Origin of the sequence: Streptomyces sp. NPDC005017, assembly GCF_042873115.1 — a bacterium.
Classification (GTDB): domain Bacteria; phylum Actinomycetota; class Actinomycetes; order Streptomycetales; family Streptomycetaceae; genus Streptomyces.
The window spans coordinates 1-18810 of the sequence record NZ_JBIALD010000031.1 but is presented as its reverse complement, the minus strand read 5'-3'; the positions used below and the strand labels follow the sequence as shown (position 1 = coordinate 18810).

The window sequence follows — 18810 nt, the reverse complement described above, 5'->3', positions numbered from 1 at the left end:
GAGGGTCTCCTGTGGTGGACGGTTCAACCACCACATCCTAAGCGCCCGCTCAGGGCACCGGTTCGCCGGTGCCTCGGACGCCCCTTCCGGTGACGGGGCTCAGCGGGCCAGTTCGTAGGCGTAGGAGGCGGTGAAGGTGCCCGGGGCTCCCTTGCAGCCGTCGGACTCCCCCGGCAGCTTGACCCACAGATAGGCGTCGATCCGTGCCTCACCCGTGGCCAGGGCCGGGGGGCGGCCGAGGGTTCGGCCCTCCGGGTCGCACCACTCGCCGTCGGCCGGGGCGCCGTTGCCGTTGCGGCTGGTGTCGATGACGGCCCCGAGGCCGGCCGGGCCGCCGAGGGCGTCCAGCACCCGGCGGTCGTAGGCGATCTCGTCGGCGGTGGCCTGGAAGTTGGACACGTTGCTGAAGACGCCGTCCGAGGACGCCGGCGAGGCCGCGCCGGCCCGGCGCAGCAGGGCGGCCTGCTCGGCGGCGGTGTTCCAGTGGGAGTGGCCCGCGTCGAAGTACACACGGGCACGGGGGTTGGCCGCCTTCAGCACCCGGCCCGCGCGAGCGAGCGAGGCGAAGCGGCCGGTGCGCTCGTCCTCGTTCAGGCAGTCGGAGTCGGCGACGGAGTCGGGTTCCAGGATCACCACGACCTCGCCCGAGCCCAGTCCGGCCGCGAAGGCGTCGATCCAGGCGTCGTAGGCGGCCAGGTCGGGCGCCCCGCCCTCGGAGTACCCGCCGCAGTCGCGGCTCGGGATCACGTACGGCACGAGGACCGGCACGCGGCCCTGCGCGGCGCCGCCCGAGGTCACGGCGGCGACCCGGTCGGTGACGGCACCGGGCGTGTAGTCGGCGAACCACACCGCCGCCGGGTGCCCGGCGATACGCGACTCGATCACCGGCCGGCGCGGGTCGTCGGGGTGGGCGCGCACCCAGGCGAGCACCTGGGAGTCGGGATGCCGGTACAGCCGGGCGTCCGCCGGAGCGGCGCCGGGCGTCCTGCTGGGTGCGGGGGAAGGCGCCCTCGCCGTGACCCGGGGCCGGACGCGCCTCTCGGACGCGCTGGGCGAGGGGGACGGGCTCGGCGACGTGGACGGGGACGGCGACGGGCGGACCGAGGGCTGCGCGACGCGGGGTGTTCCGGTCAGCCGCGGCGGCCGGGCCTCGTCGGAGCGGGACCGGTCGTCGGCGGCGGCGACCAGGCCGGTGACGGTGCCGACGGCCACCACCAACGACGCGGCGCCCACCAGCGCGTGGCGCCGCAGCGCCCGTCTGCGCTCGGTCAGCCGGCGGGCGCGTGAGCCTGCCACAGTGTTCTCCCCCTCCCGCGCGGCGGGGGACGTTCCCCCGTTCTGGGGAAGCGTCGGGCCCGCCGGCACTCCGATCGGCCCATGGCTGGGACGCTGCCCCCATGGCGCAGTTGGAACAGTTCACCACACCCGTCGACACGGTCGTCTCCCGGATGCGCGCGCTGGAAGCGGCCCTTCCCGAACGGGACGGGGTCGCCGTGTTCAACCGTGTCTATCTGGCCGTCACCGAGGAGGTCGACCGGCACATCGACACCGGCCGGTTCACCGACCCGGCCGCCGCGGTCACCCTGGACGTGCGGTTCGCGCGGCGCTATCTGGACGCCGTGGACGCGGCCGCCGACGACCGCCGTCCGCCCGCCTGCTGGCGGCCGCTGTTCCAGCTCCGCCGCCATCCCGGTGTACGTCCCCTTCAGTTCGCGCTCGCGGGGATCAACGCGCACATCGGGCACGATCTGGCGCTGGCAGTGGTGGACGCCTGCCGCAGTCTGGACTGCGAACCCGCCGATCTGGAGGACGAGTTCGACCGGGTGGGCGAGCTCCTCGTGACGCTGGAGGAGCGGGTCCGCGAGGAACTGATGCCGGGTCCCGACCTGCTCCAGATCGCCGATCCGCTCACGCATCTGATCGGCGCCTGGAGCCTGGACCGCGCCCGCGACGCCACCTGGGCCGCCGCGCGTGCCCTGTGGGCGCTGCGCCGGCTCCCCGATGTGGCCGGGGAGTTCACCCTGCGGCTGGACGCGGCCGTGGGCTTCGCGGGGCGGATGCTGCTCACGCCGCTGCGGGACTGAGCGCGGAGCGCTGCCCGGGGGAGGGACTCTCCGGGGTTCGAGAAGGCGCGGGCGGCCGGCGTCTCGGTCCGGCCGCCCGCGCCTCGGTGTGCGGGCCCGGTCAGTCCTCGGGCAGCTCGACCGGGGCGATCTCGTCGTAGACGTCGCCGGGGCCGGGGTTGGTGGCGTCGGTCCCGCCACCGAGGTGGTGCATGACGCCCCACACCGCGTTCAGCGCGGTCTGGATGGCGCCCTCGGCCCAGCCGGCCGTCCAGGAGATGTCGTCGCCGGCCAGGAAGATGCCGCGTTTGTCCTCGGGCAGCCGGTCCTGCATGAAGTGCGTGAACAGGCGGCGCTGGTAGCGGTAGTGGCCCGGCAGGTTGGCCTTGAACGCGCCCATGAAGTAGGGCTCGTTCTCCCAGGAGACGGTCACCGGATTGCCGATGACGTGCTTCCGGATGTCGACCTTCGGGTAGATCTCGCCGAGCGACTTCAGCATGACCTCCATCCGCTCGTTCGCGGACAGCGGCAGCCACTTCAGGCTGTCGTCGCACCAGGTGTAGGACAGGCAGATGACGGCGGGCTTGTCCGGGCCGTTGTCCAGCAGGTAGGTGCCGCGGGTCATGCGGTCGGTGAGCGTCATCGACATGACGTCCCGGCCGGTCTCCTCGTCCTTGTCCAGCCAGAAGGGCCGGTCCACGGGCACGAAGAGCTTGCTGGACTCCATGTAGTGGGTGCGCTCGATGGCGGTCCAGTGGTCGATCGGGAACAGCGCGTCGTCGCAGGCGATCTTGGAGAGCAGCATCCAGGACTGGGCCGTGAAGATCGCCGACTTGAAGGTGCGGATGTCGCCGTCCGCGTCCGTCACGGTGATCTGGTTGCCCGCGGTGCGGTGCAGCCGGGTCACGGCCGGGCGGGGCTCGCCGTTCTCGTGCAGCGTGGCGAGCGAGGTGCCGTACGCCCAGTGGACGATCTTCTCCGGCTCGCGCTCCCACAGGCGCTCCGGCAGCTGCTGGGAGCCGCCGACGATGCCGCGGTGGTGGTCGTCGGCCTCGGTGTAGACGACGCGGAGGATCTCCAGGATGGAGTTGGGGAAGTCCGTGTCCCAGCCGCCGGTGCCGAAGCCGACCTGGCCGAAGATCTCGCGGTGCCGGAAGGACTTGAACGCCTCGGAGTCGCACAGGAAGCCGTAGAAGGTCTGGTTGTCCAGCTTCTCGACGAGCTTGGCCCAGATCTCGCGGATGCGCGGCACGTCCCGCTCGCGCATCGCGCGGTTCATGTCGGAGAAGTCGGCGCCCTCTTCGAGGCAGCGGTTCCAGGCGTCGGCGACGTCGCGGTAGACCTGCGGCAGGTCGTCGACCGTCTCGGCGTAGTGCGACTCGCCCTTGAGGTCGACCACGGTCGAGGGGGTCGCCTCGGCCAGCGGGTTGGGGAAGGGCCGGGTCTGGAGGCCCACCAGGTCGATGTAGTGCTGGAGGGCGGTGGAGGACGGCGGGAAGCGCATCGCGCCCAGCTCGCAGTTGAGCGACTCGTCGCAGCCGTCGAAGCCGACGGTGCGCAGCCGGCCGCCGATCCGGTCGGCCTCGTAGACGACGGGCTTGAGGCCCATCTTCATCAGCTCGTACGCGGCGACGACGCCGGACAGGCCGCCGCCGATGACCGCGACCTCGGTGCCGTGCTCGGTCGCGGGGATCTGGCCGAGGCCCGCCGGGTGCGCCAGGAAGTCGTCGTAGGCGTAGGGGAAGTCCGGGCCGAACATGGTGATCGGCGGCTGCTGCGGCTCGTCGACGTGCTCGACGGCGTTGGGCACGGTGGACGTCATGGGGTACGGACTCCTTGCGCGGAACGAGACTGGGGGAGGCTGGGGGGAGCGGCTCAGACGAGGGAGCCGTAGAAGCCGGGACGCCGGTCCTTCAGATACGGGTTGTTCTCGCGGGACCCGGCGAGGAACACCGGGTCGGCGTCGGCGAGGACGAGCTGCTCGTCGCGGCCGGCGCGGGTGCGGGCGACCCCGTCGGGGCCGGCCAGCGTGGACAGGCCGACGAACTCGAACTCGCCCTCGGGCCCGACCCGGTTGACGTACGCGACGTACATCTGGTTCTCGAAGGCGCGGACCGGTACGACCGACTCGGCGACGAACTGGAAGGGGTGCATCTGCGCGGTGGGCACCAGCAGCAGATCGGTGCCGGCCAGGGCGTGGGCGCGGACGTTCTCCGGGAACTCCACGTCGTAGCAGATCATCAGGCCGACGGTGAGGCCGTTCAGCTCGGCCTGGACGACCGGGGTGTCGCCCGGGGTGAAGTGGTCGCGCTCGAAGCAGCCGAAGAGATGGGTCTTGCGGTAGTTGGCCAGTCGCGTGCCCTCGGCGGAGATCAGCTGGACCGCGTTGTAGACCGTGTCGCCGTCCCGCTCGGGGTAGCCGTAGGCGACGGCCAGGCCGTGCCGGGCCGCGGTCTCGGCTACCGCGTCGGCGGCCTCGCCGTCGGCGGGCTCGGCCAGCCGGGCGATGTCGTCGCCGATCGCGTAGCCGGTGAGGAACATCTCCGCCGTCACGAGCAGCCCGGCACCCGCGGCGGCGGCGCGGCCCGCGGCCTCGTCGAGGACCTTGAGGTTCTCGACGGTCGAGCCGGGGCGGCCGGAGCTCTGGAGCAGGGCGGTGCGCATGCGTTTTCCTCACCGGGACGAATGGGTGTGGGGGCCACATAGAAGGTACGGGCGGCCGAGCGGCCGGGACAAGGAGAAGCCGTTGCGCGCCGGTGCGCTGATCGTTGCGTGCGTCGGGGCACTCGCGGCGATTCGTTGCGCGCCCCTCACGCGCCCCTTGCCCCGTCCGGCGGGAACCGGGATCGCCGGGCGCCGGCGCCTGGGCCGGATTCGGCCGACCTGCCTGGTCAGGGGCGGTGTGGGCGGGCGACGGCACCAGGGCTCGGGCGGCGGACGTCGTGGGTTTCACGGATCGCGGATCGCATGCCGTGGGGGTGTGGACGGCGGGACGTCCCGGTTCACAGGTCGCGCAGGCGGTCCACGATCTCGCGCAGCAGCTCGGGGTCGGCCTGCGCGGCGGGGCCCGCGGCCCGTCGGGGCGCGTCGATGCGCACGAGACCGGCCTCGGCCAGATCGCCCAGCAGCACCCGGACGACCGTCAACGGCAGATCGGCGTCCGCCGCGAGCTCCACGACCGGGCGGGGACGGGACCCCAGCAGGGCGAGCAGCCGGGTGCGCGCGTGGTCGACGCCCGGCCTGCCGCCCGCCTCCGGCTCCAGGGCCGTGACCTGGGACAGCAGATCGACGCTGATGCCCCGCGCGGGCCGGGTGCGCCCGTGCGTGACCGTGTAGGGGCGCACCATCGCGCCCGTCTCGTCCTCGTACCAGTGCTCGTCCGACACGACCGGATCAGGGAGTCCCCGGGTCGGCCGCCGACCGGGTGCCGGCGTTCATGTGCCGCCCGACCCGGCGGACGAGCAGCGCCATCTCGTGCGCGAGCTGTCCCACGTCCGTGCCCGCCTCGCTGAGCACGGCGAGGCGGGTGCCGTCACCGGCCGGGGTGACGAAGAGGTAGGCGTCGTCGAGCATCACCATCGTCTGCCGCACCTCGCCCGCCTCGAACCGCTCCCCCACCGAGCGGGCCAGCCCGTGGAAGCCGGAGCAGACGGCCGCGAGGTGCTCCACGTCGCGGGTCCGCATGCCCTCCGAGGTGCTCAGCGGGAGGCCGTCCGCGGTGAGCAGCACGGCCTGGCGGACCTGGCCGGTCCTGGCCACGAGGTCGTCGAGCAGCCAGCCGAGGTCCGTGCCGGGTCGCTGGGTGGGCTCAGTGCTCATGGTCGTCGTCCGTCCCTTTCCTCGGTGTGGCCGTGCGGTTCGTCGTCCGGGGCGGGGCCGTCGCCCGTGGGCAGGGGCAGTCCCCGGCGTCCACGGTCCAGTCCGCGCTGGAACGCGCCGAACACGGCCCGCATCTCCTCGGCCGTCACCTCGCGCTCCGCCGGGGCGGGCGTGGGGGCGGGCGCGGGGCGGGCGGTGACGGAGGCCTGGCGGACGCGGGTGGGGAGGGGTGGGGCGGGGGTGGGGGCTTCCTGAGGGAGGGGGGTGGGGGGCGGTGTGGGGACCTGGGAGGGGGGCGGCTCGGGGTGGTCCGGCGCGTGCCGGTGCGGTTCGGCCCGGAGCGGTTCAGCGCGGTGCGACGGCACGCCCTTCGGGTCCGCCCCCTCCGCCACGCCGCCCCCCGCACCGACGCCCCGCTCCGGCCCCGCCTCCGCCAGCACCCCGCTCGGCAGCAGCACCACCGCCGTCGTCCCGCCGTACGGCGAGTCGCGCAGGGTGACCGTGATGCCGTGCCGGGCGGCGAGGCGGCCGACGACGTACAGGCCGAGCCGGTCGTGGCGGGTGGGGTCGAAGGCGTCGGGGCGGGTGATGGTGCGGTGGGCATCGTCGATCTGCTCGGCGTCCATGCCGAGCCCCCGGTCGTCGATCTCCAGGACGAAGCCGCCCCCGGCCCGGCCGGTGCGCAGGGTGACGCGGGTGTGCGGCGGCGAGAACACGGTGGCGTTCTCGACGAGCTCGGCGATCAGGTGCACCACGTCGGCGACGGCGTCCGCGGCGACACCGACGCGCTCCATCGGCGGCACCTCCACGCGCGCGTACTCCTCGATCTCCCCCACCGCGGAGGCGACCACGTCGGCGACGGGTACCGGATTGCGCCAACGGCGGCCGGGTGCCGCCCCGGCGAGGATGATCAGGTTCTCCGCGTGCCGCCGCATCCGGGTGGTCAGGTGGTCGATGCGGAACAGCTCCCGCAGCACGTCCGGGTCCTCGGTGCGCCGCTCCAGCGAGTCGACGAGCTTCAACTGCCTGTGCACCAGTGCCTGGTTGCGGCGGGCGATGGTGAGCAGCACCGCGAACAGCCCGCGGCGCAGGGCCGCCTGGACGACGGCGGCCTCCACGGCCGCGTGCCGGGCGGTGTCGAAGGAGCGGCCGACCTGGGCGATCTCGTCGCCGCCCGCCGTGGCGTCGGCCAGCGGCGGCGCCACGGCCGCCGCGTCCACCTCCTCTCCGGCACCCAGCCGCCGCATGACGTAAGGGAGTTGGCCCGCGGCCAGGTCGGCCGCGTCCCGCAACGCCTCCAGCCGCCGGGAGACCTTCCGGGCACCGCGTACGGCGAACCACAGCGACAGTCCTACGGCGGCCAGCCCCAGCGCCCCGACGACGGCCGCCTTGGTCAGCTCGCGGTAGGCGAAGGACCGCCCGCGCTCGGCGGAGTTCTCGGCCGACGCGGTGCACAGCAGCATGTACTGGCGCACGGCCCGGTCGGTGGTGGTGCGCCAGGAGTCCGCGGCGACGGCCCGCCCGGCCCCGTCCGCGCCCGCCCGCAGCAGGGCGTCCTCGGCCCGGGTCAGCTCCCGGTGCAGCGCCCCGGCCCGGAACCCGGTGAACAGGGCCCGCGAGTCGGCCGGCAGATCGGGGACGTAGGTCCGCTCGAAGATCCGGCGGTCCTCGATGGTCGCGGTCAGTGTGTCGTACTGGGCGTCGGTGAGCCCGCCCGCCGCCCGCGCCCCGGCGACCAGGGCGTCCTCCCTCGAGACGAACTCCCGTACCCGCACCAGCTCGATGACGACCTGTGCCTCGCGCGCGAGCTGTCCGGCCTGGAGCGCGGTGAGGGCGGACTGGACGTCGAAGCCGGGCTCGACGAGCGCGCTGTACTCCGCCACCGCCGCCTCCCAGGACAGCTGCCGGGAGAGCACCCGTTCACGCAGGCCGTCCAGCCGTCCGGCCGCCCTCACCATGGCGTCGAGGACCTGCCGTTGACGGTCCGACAGCCGGTCGCGGTCGCCCTCGCGCACGGCGTCGCGCAGGGCGGTCACCACCCGGTCGGTGCGGCGCTCCTGTGCCATGAGGTCCAGGGCCGCGTCGTTGCTGTGCGGCGCGCCGAGGTAGGCGGCGGCGTAGCGGCGTTCGATCTGGATCTGCCCGACGACTGTGTCGACGGGGGTGCCGAAGTCGTCGTAGACGCCCTCCAGCCGTACCAGGGCGCGCAGTTCGCCCGTGACGGACACCATGGTGAAGCTCCACAGCGCCATCAGGGCGAGCACCGGGGCGACGGCGAGCGCCACGATCCGGGACCGGACGGTGGCGTGACGGCCGAAGGGCGGGCGCATGGACTCCCCGGTGCGGCAGGACGGTCGGTGGGCCGGACTCACCCGGGTGTTACCCGCGGGTAGAAAGTGCGGCACAACCTACGGGACGACCCCTCCGGTCGCAATGGTTGCCCCCGGTAACACCGACCACCGGCAGGGCGCGAGGGACCGTCACCGAGGCGTGAGGGCGCCTTCGGCGACACCGGCCAACGGCACGGCGCCGGGGACCGTCACCGAGACGTGAAAGCACCTTCGGCGACACCGGCCAACGGCACCGTGAAGTCGGTGATCACCGCGGCGTGGTCCGACGGCCACTCGTTGGCGGCCACGTCCGGCCAGCACCGCGGCGTGCCCCGGACGAGGGTCCGCGAGTCCAGGACCGTGAGCCCCCGGTGCAGGACGAAGTCGATCCGGTCCTGCGGCTCGGGGCGGCCGCTGCCGTCCTCGTGCAGCGTGTGGACCGGCGACCAGGTGTGGCCGGGGTCGGCCGCCGGGTCGGGGTGGGCCTCGCGGTAGGAGTCGCGCAGCCCCGCCTCCTCGGCGGCCAGGGTCACCGGCCAGGCGACGTCCGGCCGGTCCAGGTGGGACGGGCAGTTGAAGTCGCCGACCAGCACCACCGGCACGCCGGGGTCGGTGCCGTCGGCGGTGGTGGACTCGTTGTGGGGGGCGGCACCGCAGGCGCTCAGGGCGAGCGCGGCGACGGCGAGGAGGGCGCCGAGAGGGGCGGTTCTCGACAGGGACACGGACACGGGTCTTTCCAAGGGGTGCGCGAGGATGATGGAGACGTTCGGGATCAACCTGTCTGAACAAGTTGGCCTAGGTACGCCCGGTCCGAGTGTCGCTCCGGCGAACGGCGCCGGAACCCTGAACCCGGGTCGCACGCACAGTCCCGACCGCCGCCGAGCACCCCTGCCTCTCGTTTAAGCTGGTCACGCTGCGCACAGCGACCGGCTCAGAGGGGAAGCATGGCGGCACGACACGAGGAGATCGCCGAGGCACTGCGGCGTGCGATCGACCGCGAGGAGTACACCGTCGGCAGCCTGCTGCCCGCGGAGACGGACCTCGCGGCCCAGTACGGCGTGTCGCGTGGCACGGTCCGTCAGGCGGTCGCCGCGCTGACGTCCGAGGGACTCGTCGGCTCCCGGCGGGGCGCCCGTCGCGTGGTGCTGGCCGGCCGCCGCAGCCAGAGCTTCGCCGAACTGCGCAGCTTCGCCCAGTGGGCGCGTGCGATGGGCCGTGAGGCGACCGGACATGTCGTCGCCCAGGAGCACAGGGTCGCCTCCAGGGAGGACGCCGTGCGCCTCCAACTGCGCGAGGGGACGCCCGTGTTGCACGTGCTGCGGGTGCGTGGGCTGGACGGCGAGCCGGTGCTGCTGGAGCGGACGGTGTACGCCGACTGGATCGCGTCCGCGGTCGAGGCGATCGAGCCTGACTGCCCGTCGGTCACCCAACGCCTTTACGACGACACGGGGTTGGTCTTCGCCTACGGCGAGCATGTGATCGACGCGGTCGCCGCGGGGGCGCAGGACGCCGAGCTGCTCGGCGTCCGCCGCACGAGTCCGCTGCTGCGGGTCCGCCGGGTGACCACGACCCGCGAGGGCCGGCCCGTCGAGTGGTCCGACGACCGCTACCGCTCCGACGCGGTGAGCTTCAGCGTGCACAACTCGATAGGCAACAACGCCCTGGCCCGCAAACCAGCCGGCTGACCCCACCACCCGACGCACAGTTCCCCGCGCCTCCGGTACGACGCCGCGGCTGCCTCCACCGCTCGCAGGTCGACCGCGGGCGGCCGGTGGTCACTCGCGCGGTTCCCCGCGCCCCTGACCACACCCGCAGCACCCCACCTCCCCCGACCGAGACCATCGTTAAGGGACGCGGGGAACTGCGCAAAAAGCGACCACGACCCGCACCCACCCACAAAGGGGCGCGAGGAACTACGCAAAAGCCGACCACACCCAGCACCCACCGATCAGGGGCGCGGGGAACTGCGCGAAAGCCACCACCCACCCGCACCCGCCCCCCAGGGCCGCGCGAGAAGAAGACTTCGGCTAGCCGCGCGCAGCGGTCACGTGGGCGAGCCCGAGGAGAACCGCCGAAGCAACGGCGACAGCACCAGCACGGACTTGGTGCGCTCGACGAACGGCTCCCCAGCGATCCGCTCGAGCACCCGCTCGAAGTGCCGCATGTCGGAGGCGAAGACCTGAGCGACCGCGTCCGCCTCACCCGTGACGGTGGACGCGGCCACAACCTCCTGGTACCGCTCGAGCCCCCGCTGAATAGTCTCCGGCGAGGTATTACGCCGGCAGTAGATCTCGACGAACCCCTCCGTCTCCCAGCCGAGCGCCGCCGGATCCACCCGCACGGTGAAACCGGTGATGGCCCCGGTGGCCCGCAGCCGGTCCACGCGCCGCTTCACGGCGGGCGCGGACAGGCCGACGAGCTGCCCGATGTCCGCGTAGGAGCGACGGGCGTCCTCGGCGAGGGCGTGCACGATGCGTTCGTCGAGATCGTTCAGCACTGCGGGTGGTTCACTTCACTTCAGCTACGGACGCCTCGGGCGTCTCGAGACGGGAACGGCGAAGGCCGTACAGGAAGTAGAACACGAGACCCACGGCCATCCAGCACCCGAAGACCACCCAGGTGACGGTGTCGAGGCTGAACATGTTCCAGGCGCAGAACAGGAAGCCCAGCACCGGCAGCACCGGACCGAACGGGACCCTGAAGGTGCGCTCCAGGCCGGGCCGCCTGTAGCGGAGCACGATCACCGCGATGTTGACCAGGGCGAAGGCGAACAGCGTGCCGATGCTGGTGGCGTCGACGAGCTTGCCGAGCGGGATCATCGCCGCGAGGACACCGCAGAACAGGGAGACGACGACGGTGTTCAGCCGCGGGGTGCCGGTGCGGACGTCGACCTTGCCGAGCGCCTTGGGCACCAGACCGTCGCGGGCCATAGCGAACAGGATGCGGGTCTGGCCGAAGAGCACGGTGAGCACCACGCTCGCGATGGAGATGACGGCGCCGAGCGCGAGCAGCGTGCCCCAGAAGGTCTGGCCGGTGACGTCGTTCATGATCGTGGCGAGGGAGGCCTCGGAGCCCTCGAACTTCGTCCAGTGCCAGGCGCCGACGGCGACACCCGCGACGAGCACGTACAGCGCGGTCACGATGATCAGCGAGAGCATGATCGCCCGCGGCAGGTCCCGCTTGGGGTCCTTGGCCTCCTCACCGGCGGTGGAGGCGGCGTCGAAGCCGATGTAGGAGAAGAACAGGGTGGCACCGGCGGCGCTGACACCGGCCATGCCGAGCGGCATGAAGTCGCGGTAGTTGCCGGACTTGAAGCCCATGAAGCCGACCGCGCAGAACAGCACGAGGGCGGCGATCTTCACCGCGACCATGATGGTGTTGGCGCGGGCTGACTCCCGGACACCGCCGAGCAGGAACACCATCGCCAGCAGGACGACGATCAGGGCGGGCAGGTTGACGATGCCGCCCTCGCCGGGCGCCGAGGACAGCGCGGCGGGGATGGTGACACCGATCGTGCCGTCGAGCAGCTCGTTGAGGTACTCGCCCCAGCCGACGGCGACCGCGGCCACCGACACGCCGTACTCCAGCACCAGGCACCAGCCGCAGACCCAGGCGACGAGTTCGCCCATCGTTGCGTACGCGTACGAGTACGAGGAGCCGGCGACGGGGATGGAGCCGGCCAGCTCGGCGTAGGACAGGGCCGAGAACAGGGCGGTCAGACCGGCGATGACGAACGCCAGGGTGACGGCCGGACCGGCCTCGGGGACGGCGTCGCCGAGGACGACGAAGATGCCGGTGCCGAGGGTGGCACCGATGCTGATCATGGTGAGCTGCCACAGCCCGAGGGAGCGCCGCAGCGCTCCCCCTTCGCCCTGGCCCCCCTCGGCGACCAGCTGTTCCACGGGCTTCCTGCGCATCAGGCGCGCACCGATCCCGGGGGACACGGGAACGGTCTCTCTGCGGTCCTGCATGGGTGCGCCTTGGTCGAGCACGCGCGGCTCCTTATCGCTGCCGATCTGGGGGACGGGGACACGGCGGCGCCCCGCCCCGCGGGGAACCGCACCGAGCGGACTCCCCGCCACACCTCGTACAGCGCAGCACCCTATGAGCCGGGACGTTGCCGTCGTAATGCAGCAACCTTGCGCATGTCCGCAAGATCGTTGCGTTCCTCGCACAGCGGTGGACTTTCGTTGCACGAGGGCTGTCGAGTGTTGCGTTCGGGCGTTTTCGGACGGTCCGCGGGCGGTCGGGCGCGCGACGACGACGGCCCCCGCCGGGTGGCGGGGGCCGTCGTGAAGGGTGTCGGAGCGTCAGCTCCAGCTGGCGTGCAGCGGCTTGCCCTCGGCGTAGCCGGCCGCGCTCTGGATGCCGACGATGGCCTTCTCGGCGAACTCCTCCAGGGAGTTGGCGCCGGCGTAGGTGCACGAGGAGCGGACGCCCGCGATGATCGAGTCGACCAGGTCCTCGACGCCCGGACGGGCCGGGTCGAGGAACATGCGGGAGGTGGAGATGCCCTCCTCGAACAGCGCCTTGCGGGCCCGGTCGTAGGACGACTCCTCGGAGGTGCGGTTGCGCACGGCCCGCGCCGAGGCCATGCCGAACGACTCCTTGTAGGCCCGCCCCTCGGCGTCGTGCTGGAGGTCGCCGGGCGACTCGTAGGTTCCCGCGAACCAGGAGCCGACCATCACGTTGGAGGCACCGGCCGCGAGGGCCATCGCCACGTCACGCGGGTGACGCACACCGCCGTCGGCCCAGACGTGCTTGCCGTACTTCCGCGCCTCGGCGGCGCACTCCAGCACCGCGGAGAACTGCGGGCGGCCGACGCCGGTCATCATCCGGGTGGTGCACATCGCGCCGGGGCCGACGCCGACCTTGACGATGTCCGCGCCCGCGTCGATCAGGTCCTTGACGCCCTCCGCGGAGACGATGTTGCCCGCGACGATCGGCACCTGCGGGTCGAGCGCCCGCACCACCTTGATCGCGCTGATCATCGACTCCTGGTGGCCGTGCGCGGTGTCGATCACCAGCGTGTCCACGCCCGCGTCCAGCAGCTGCTTGGCCTTGCCGGCCACATCGCCGTTGATGCCGACGGCGGCCGCGATGCGCAGCCGGCCCTGGGCGTCCACGGCCGGGGTGTAGAGAGTGGCGCGCAGGGCGCCCTTGCGGGTCAGGATGCCGGCCAGCCGGCCCTCGCCGTCCACGGCCGGGGCGTAGCGCCGGTTGGCGGTGTCGAGGGTGGTGAACGCCTCGCGCGGGTCGATGTCCGCGTCGAGCAGCAGCAGGTCCTTGGACATGACGACCTCGAGCTGCGTGAAGCGGTCCACGCCGGTGAGGTCCTGGTCGGTGACGACGCCGATGGGCCGGTGGTGCTCGTCGACGACGACCCCGGCGTTGTGCGCGCGCTTGGGCAGCAGCGCCAGCGCGTCGGCGACCGTCTGGTGCGGCGCCAGCACGATCGGGGTGTCCAGCACCAGGTGGCGGCTCTTGACCCAGGAGACGACCTCGGTGACGACCTCGATCGGGATGTCCTGCGGGATGACCACGAGACCACCGCGCCGCGCCATGGTCTCGGCCATGCGGCGGCCGGCGATGGCGGTCATGTTGGCGACGACGAGCGGGATCGTGGTGCCCGTACCGTCCGGTGAGCTGAGGTCCACACCCTGCCGGGAGCCGACCGCGCTGCGGCTCGGCACCATGAAGACGTCGTCGTAGGTCAGGTCGTACGAGGGCTGGACGCCGTTGAGGAAACGCACGTGCTGCACATCCCAGTCGATCAGAGGCGGCCCCCGGACAGGTCAGCCAGGGGGAATGAGCACGTACTTCATTGTCCCATGCCGGCCGGTTCGCGATACACGGTCGGTTCGTCCAGGCTGTTCAGGGAGTCATTGGGAGGATCCTCCAAGGGCGAGCCGCACGGTGAGGGCCGGCATGCCGCCCATCGCCCGGGTGAACACGTCGAGGGCGGTCTCCCACTCCTGCGGCCGGACCCGGGCGTACGGCCGCCAGCCACGCACGAGCAGCAGCAGATCGCGGTCGCCGACCTCGTCGGGCCACACGCCCGGGTCGGCGAGGCTGTCCGCGAGGGCGTCCCAGTCGCGGCCGAACCACGCGGGAAGGGCGAGGGTCTCGGCGCAGCGGTCCATCAGGCCCGCCTTGTCCGTCACCCCGTCGAGGTCGAGCTCGACTACGTACGCCGTCATCTCGGCACCACCCGGAAGCTGTCGTAGTGGTCGGAGCGGCCGCGCTCGTGGGCGTGCCGGTCCCACCTCGTCAGCGGCAGGAGCAGGCACAGCGGGGGCCCGGGGGACGAACCGCGGCGGCATGTCGTCGATGCTGCCACGGCCGCCCCCGGGTCACACTCCGTCAGACCCCGTCCGGGTCGGCCCGGTTGAGGGCGGGCTTGGGGGCCGGGCCCGCGGTCATCAGGTAGTCGGCCGCCGAGGTGTCGGTCACCAGGGAGGTGACGAGCCCGGAGCGGAGCACCGCGTCGATCGCGGACGCCTTGCGCTGACCGCCCGCGATCGCCACGACCTCGGGGATCCGGCGGAGCTGGTCGGCCTTGACCGTGATGCAGCGCTCCCCCAGGTCCCGGCCGACCCTGCGCCCCTGCGTGTCGAACAGGTGGGCGGACATCTCGGCGGCGACACCGAGCGAGGCGTAGTGCGCCCGCTCCTCGTCGCTGAGCATGTCGTGCACCGTCGAGATGCCCGGCTCCCAGGAGCCGATGGACACACAGGCGACCGTGACCTTGTCGAAGTACTCGAAGGCCCGCGCGATGCCGGTCTGGTTGCGCAGCGCGGCCGCGGTGGCCGCGTCGGGCAGCAGCATCGGCGCGTAGATGGGGTGCGCGTCGCCGCCGGAGACCTGCGCGGCACGCCGCACGGCCTCCACGGAGCCGCGCTCGGCGGTCCCGGCGTCGTACACGCCCGTCAGCTGCACGACCGTGCACGGGGGCAGCCGGTCCAGCGCCGCCGCCATGTGGATCGTGGAGCGGCCCCAGGCCAGGCCGAGGACGTCCCCTTCGTTGACGAGCTCGCCGAGCAGGTCGGCGGCCACCTCGCCGAGGTTCTCGGGGTCGGGGGTCTCCTCGGCCTCGGCCGGGGACTCGACCACGACGGCGTGTCTCAGGCCGTAGCGGGCGCGCAGAGCGTCGGAACGCTCGGCGTCCAGCTCGGCCGGCACGCGGATCTCGATGCGTACGAGATCCCGTTCGAGGGCGGTTTCCAGGACCCGGGCCACCTTGAAACGGCTCACGCCGAACTCCTCGGCGATCTGGATCTTGGACTTGCCCTCGAGGTAGAAGCGGCGGGCCATGGCCGCCGCCTGCACCAGCTCAGCGGGTCCCATCCGCATGGCTGACCGGCCCGCCGACATACCCGACACGGCGTTCTCCTCACTGCTGTTCACACTCTGGATTCGCCGTTCATCCTTGCAGATCCGGCGCGCTTGATCCGCCCTGATGGGCGCCGTTCACGTTTCCTTGGCCGAGTGGTCGCATGCCAAGGAGGACTTACTCAGTGGTCACAGGCCCAGGAGGCCTTGGCCGTGGCCTGCTCAGCCTGCGCGCGCAGGGCCCGCACCGCCTCGGCCGGGTCCTCGGCCCCGTACACCGCCGAACCCGCCACGAAGACATCGGCACCGGCGTCCGCGCACTGCTCGATCGTGGCGGCCGAGACGCCTCCGTCGACCTGGAGCCACAGCTCGAGACCGTGCTTGCTGATCAACTCGCGGGTGCGGCGAATCTTCGGAAGCATGATGTCGAGGAACGCCTGGCCGCCGAAGCCCGGTTCGACGGTCATGATCAGCAGCATGTCGAGCTCGGGCAGGAGGTCCTCGTAGGGCTCGATGGGCGTCGCCGGCCTCAGCGCCATCGAGGCCCTGGCGCCCTTCGCCCTGATCTCCCGCGCGAGCCGCACCGGAGCGGCGGCCGCCTCGACATGGAAGGTGACCGAGGAGGCACCCGCCTCCACGTACTGGGGCGCCCAGCGATCGGGGGCCTCGATCATCAGATGGCAGTCCAGCGGGGTGTCCGTCGCACGGGCCAGAGACTCTACGACCGGCACGCCGAGCGTGAGGTTCGGGACGAAATGGTTGTCCATGACGTCGACGTGGAGCCAGTCGGCTCCCTCCACCGCCCTGGCCTCGTCCGCGAGGCGGGCGAAGTCGGCGGACAGGATGCTGGGGTTGATCTGCGCGGCCATGTCCTTAGCCTATGCGCTGCGCCGACCCGGGAGCGTAGGGGTTCCGGAGGGCTTGTGCATCGGTTCGACGGCGGGTTCCGTGTGGCTGGTCGCGCCCACGCGGCGTCAGCCGCACATCGGACACAGACGCGCGCCCCCAGGGTGCTCGTGCGGAGGTCTCCATGACAGGCAACCGGGGTATCGCGCATCTCGTCTGCGGGCGGCGGGCCAAGTGGGTCGTGCTCGTGCTCTGGCTGATCCTGCTGTTCCTCACCGCCCCCTTCGCGTCGAAGCTGGCCGACGCGCAGGACAACGACGCGGCCTCCTGGCTGCCGGGCTCCGCGGAGTCCACACAGGTGCTGGAGGCGTCCAAGGACTTCCGGCCCGAGCAGATCCCGGCCGTCGTGATCTACGCCCGCGACAGCGGACTCACCGTCGAGGACCGGGCGCGGATCCAGGACGACGTGGCGCAGCTCAAACAGCTCACCGCGCACGGGATCATCGGCGACGAGACGCGCGGGCCGGTCTACGACCGCGAGGTCGCCCCACGGGCCGCGCAGGTGTACGTGCCGATCACCATGGACGAGCAGGGCTGGGACCGGATCGCGCCCGCCGTCGACTCCATCCGGGACGTCGTCGGGGAGAGCGACGGGATGCAGGTGCACATCACCGGACCGGGCGGCACCTCGGCGGACTTCTCGGAGGCCTTCGAGGGCATCGACTCCACGCTGCTGCTCGCCGCGATGGGCGTCGTCATCGTGATGCTGCTGATCACCTACCGCAGCCCCACCCTGCTGCTGGTGCCGCTGGTGGCGGTGATCGCCGCGCTGTTCACGGCGCAGGCGGTGATCTACTTCCTCGCCGAGCACGCGGGTCTGACCGTGAACGGCCAGAGCGCGGGCATTCTGACCGTCCTGGTGTTCGGCGCGGGCACGGACTACGCGTTGCTGCTCGTCGCCCGGTATCGCGAGGAACTGCGCCGGCACGAGGACCGGCACGAGGCGATGGCCCTGGCCCTGCACCGGGCGGGCCCGGCGGTGATCGCCTCCGGCGCGACCGTCGTGCTGAGCATGCTCGTGCTGCTCGCGGCGGAGATGAACTCCACCCGTGGCCTCGGCCCGGTCGCCGCGATCGGTGTGGCCGTCGCCCTGGTGGCGATGATGACGCTGTTCCCGGCCCTGCTGGTGATCTTCGGCCGGTGGATCTTCTGGCCGGTGATCCCGCATCTCGGCGCCCCGAACCCGCACGAGCGGGGCGTCTGGGCCAAGATGGGCCGCCGGATGTCCGTCCGGCCGCGCATGGTCTGGGTGATCACGGCGCTGGTGCTGGCGGTCTGCTCGCTCGGTCTGATCCAGTTGCGCGCGGAGGGCATCTCCAACGCGGACGCGTTCACCGGGAAACCGGACTCGATCACGGGTCAGGAGATCTCGGAGGAGTACTTCCCCGCGGGCAGCGGCGATCCGCTCGTCATCATCTCCAACGAGGCCCAGGCCCGGCAGGTGGGACTGGCCGTCGCCGGGACCGAAGGGGTCGTGCCGACCTCGCTCGGGCTGCCACCGGGCACCAAACCCGTGCACGAGGGCAAGGTGCTGTTCGAGGCGACGATGACCGACCCGGCCGACAGCGAGGCCGCGAAGCAGACCGTGGAGCGGGTCCGGGACGCCGTGCACGCGGTGCCCGACGCGGACGCCCAGGTCGGCGGCGGCACGGCGGCGCTGCTCGACATGGACAAGGCGACCACGCACGACAACATCGTGATCATCCCGCTGGTGCTGCTCGTGGTGCTGCTGATCCTGTGCGTCCTGCTGCGGGCGCTGCTCGCCCCGCTGCTGCTGATCGGCACGGTGATCCTGTCGTTCACGGCGGCCCTCGGCATCAGCGCGTTCGCGTTCCGGTACATCTTCGACTACGCGGGCGAGTCGACGGACTTCCCGCTGTTCGTCTTCGTGTTCCTGGTCGCCCTGGGCATCGACTACAACATCTTCCTCACCACACGCATCCGCGAGGAGGCGATGCGCCAGGGCACCCGGCAGGGCGTGGTCACGGGCCTCGCGGCGACCGGCGCGGTCATCACCTCGGCCGGCCTGGTGCTCGCGGGCACCTTCGCCGCCCTGGGCACCCTGCCGATGGTCGCCTTCGCCGAGATCGGCTTCGCGGTCGCCCTGGGCGTCCTCATCGACACCTTCATCGTCCGCTCGGTCCTGGTCACCGCCCTCTTCCTGGACGTGGGCCCAAAGGTCTGGTGGCCCCACCAGCTCTCGAAGGAAGACCCCACCACGTTCCCCGGAACCCCCCACGAAACCACCCAACAAACCCCGGCGAACTAGGGACTGTGTGATGTCGTGATCAATCTTGCCGATCCGGGTCTCCTGGTAACGGGGATTGGGTAGGAAGGCGATCGTGACGCGCAGGCAACTC

Annotated in this window: 15 protein-coding genes and 1 pseudogene; 3 read left to right on the top strand and 13 right to left on the bottom strand. The window is 72.1% G+C overall.

Features of this window, described 5'->3' with window-relative positions; genetic code table 11:
• Window positions 1-99: 99 nt before the first annotated feature.
• Window positions 100-1236: a glycoside hydrolase family 6 protein gene (locus tag ACFYR0_RS32795; RefSeq protein ID WP_389336493.1), complete on the bottom strand. Its 1137-nt coding sequence runs from the start codon at window positions 1234-1236 to the stop codon at window positions 100-102.
• Window positions 1237-1397: 161 nt separating this feature from the next.
• Between ACFYR0_RS32795 and ACFYR0_RS32790 the strand changes: the two genes are divergently transcribed.
• Complete coding sequence (locus ACFYR0_RS32790) at window positions 1398-2084, top strand: DUF5995 family protein (RefSeq protein WP_389336345.1); 687 nt, start codon at window positions 1398-1400, stop codon at window positions 2082-2084.
• 100 nt (window positions 2085-2184) lie between these two features.
• Here the strand turns inward: ACFYR0_RS32790 and ACFYR0_RS32785 are convergent, their stop codons facing one another.
• From ACFYR0_RS32785 to ACFYR0_RS32760, 6 genes and pseudogenes are all read right to left on the bottom strand, one after another.
• Window positions 2185-3885: a flavin monoamine oxidase family protein gene (locus ACFYR0_RS32785; RefSeq protein WP_389336342.1), complete on the bottom strand. Its 1701-nt coding sequence runs from the start codon at window positions 3883-3885 to the stop codon at window positions 2185-2187.
• Window positions 3886-3938: 53 nt separating this feature from the next.
• Window positions 3939-4727: a carbon-nitrogen hydrolase family protein gene (locus ACFYR0_RS32780; protein WP_389336339.1), complete on the bottom strand. Its 789-nt coding sequence runs from the start codon at window positions 4725-4727 to the stop codon at window positions 3939-3941.
• Window positions 4728-5065: 338 nt separating this feature from the next.
• Window positions 5066-5449 (bottom strand): DUF742 domain-containing protein, encoded by a 384-nt coding sequence (locus ACFYR0_RS32775; RefSeq protein ID WP_389336336.1) that lies wholly within the window; start codon window positions 5447-5449, stop codon window positions 5066-5068.
• A gap of 7 nt (window positions 5450-5456) precedes the next feature.
• Window positions 5457-5882, bottom strand: a complete 426-nt coding sequence (locus ACFYR0_RS32770; protein ID WP_389336333.1) for a roadblock/LC7 domain-containing protein — start codon at window positions 5880-5882, stop codon at window positions 5457-5459.
• A complete protein-coding gene (locus ACFYR0_RS32765) occupies window positions 5879-8212 on the bottom strand; it encodes a nitrate- and nitrite sensing domain-containing protein (protein WP_389336330.1) in 2334 nt (777 codons plus the stop codon). The genes ACFYR0_RS32770 and ACFYR0_RS32765 overlap by 4 nt, the downstream gene beginning before the upstream one ends.
• Window positions 8213-8421: 209 nt before the next feature.
• A pseudogene (locus ACFYR0_RS32760) lies at window positions 8422-8820 on the bottom strand (hydrolase); the annotation flags it as partial.
• A 336-nt stretch (window positions 8821-9156) separates the two neighbouring features.
• On the opposite strand from ACFYR0_RS32760, the gene ACFYR0_RS32755 reads away from it, so the two are divergent.
• On the top strand, window positions 9157-9897 hold the full coding sequence (locus ACFYR0_RS32755) for a GntR family transcriptional regulator (protein WP_389336327.1): 741 nt from the start codon (window positions 9157-9159) through the stop codon (window positions 9895-9897).
• A 359-nt stretch (window positions 9898-10256) separates the two neighbouring features.
• Here ACFYR0_RS32755 and ACFYR0_RS32750 read toward each other — a convergent pair whose 3' ends face one another.
• From ACFYR0_RS32750 to rpe, 6 genes are all read right to left on the bottom strand, one after another.
• Window positions 10257-10709, bottom strand: a complete 453-nt coding sequence (locus ACFYR0_RS32750; protein ID WP_205385847.1) for an Lrp/AsnC family transcriptional regulator — start codon at window positions 10707-10709, stop codon at window positions 10257-10259.
• Window positions 10710-10719: 10 nt separating this feature from the next.
• Window positions 10720-12204 carry an amino acid permease gene (locus ACFYR0_RS32745; protein WP_389336323.1) on the bottom strand — a complete coding sequence of 495 codons (1485 nt, stop codon included), beginning with the start codon at window positions 12202-12204 and terminating at the stop codon, window positions 10720-10722.
• A gap of 318 nt (window positions 12205-12522) precedes the next feature.
• Entirely contained in the window at window positions 12523-13965 is a 1443-nt protein-coding gene (locus ACFYR0_RS32740; RefSeq protein WP_389336490.1) for a GuaB1 family IMP dehydrogenase-related protein, read from the bottom strand.
• Between the two features lie 129 nt (window positions 13966-14094).
• Entirely contained in the window at window positions 14095-14412 is a 318-nt protein-coding gene (locus tag ACFYR0_RS32735; RefSeq protein ID WP_389336320.1) for a barstar family protein, read from the bottom strand.
• A 163-nt stretch (window positions 14413-14575) separates the two neighbouring features.
• On the bottom strand, window positions 14576-15619 hold the full coding sequence (locus ACFYR0_RS32730) for a sugar-binding transcriptional regulator (RefSeq protein WP_389336317.1): 1044 nt from the start codon (window positions 15617-15619) through the stop codon (window positions 14576-14578).
• Between the two features lie 107 nt (window positions 15620-15726).
• Window positions 15727-16413, bottom strand: coding sequence for a ribulose-phosphate 3-epimerase (gene rpe, locus ACFYR0_RS32725; protein WP_389336314.1), 687 nt, complete (start codon window positions 16411-16413; stop codon window positions 15727-15729).
• Between the two features lie 161 nt (window positions 16414-16574).
• Between rpe and ACFYR0_RS32720 the strand changes: the two genes are divergently transcribed.
• Complete coding sequence (locus ACFYR0_RS32720) at window positions 16575-18719, top strand: MMPL family transporter (RefSeq protein ID WP_389336311.1); 2145 nt, start codon at window positions 16575-16577, stop codon at window positions 18717-18719.
• Window positions 18720-18810: the final 91 nt, after the last annotated feature.

Bases quoted from the DNA above. Each gene is read 5' to 3' on its own strand.
- ACFYR0_RS32790 (WP_389336345.1), top strand. From the start codon at position 1,398: ATGGCGCAGTTGGAACAGTTCACCACACCCGTCGACACGGTCGTCTCC.
- ACFYR0_RS32785 (WP_389336342.1), bottom strand. From the start codon at position 3,885: ATGACGTCCACCGTGCCCAACGCCGTCGAGCACGTCGACGAGCCGCAG.
- ACFYR0_RS32780 (WP_389336339.1), bottom strand. From the start codon at position 4,727: ATGCGCACCGCCCTGCTCCAGAGCTCCGGCCGCCCCGGCTCGACCGTC.
- ACFYR0_RS32770 (WP_389336333.1), bottom strand. From the start codon at position 5,882: ATGAGCACTGAGCCCACCCAGCGACCCGGCACGGACCTCGGCTGGCTG.
- ACFYR0_RS32765 (WP_389336330.1), bottom strand. From the start codon at position 8,212: ATGCGCCCGCCCTTCGGCCGTCACGCCACCGTCCGGTCCCGGATCGTG.
- ACFYR0_RS32755 (WP_389336327.1), top strand. From the start codon at position 9,157: ATGGCGGCACGACACGAGGAGATCGCCGAGGCACTGCGGCGTGCGATC.
- ACFYR0_RS32735 (WP_389336320.1), bottom strand. From the start codon at position 14,412: ATGACGGCGTACGTAGTCGAGCTCGACCTCGACGGGGTGACGGACAAG.
- rpe (WP_389336314.1), bottom strand. From the start codon at position 16,413: ATGGCCGCGCAGATCAACCCCAGCATCCTGTCCGCCGACTTCGCCCGC.
- ACFYR0_RS32720 (WP_389336311.1), top strand. From the start codon at position 16,575: ATGACAGGCAACCGGGGTATCGCGCATCTCGTCTGCGGGCGGCGGGCC.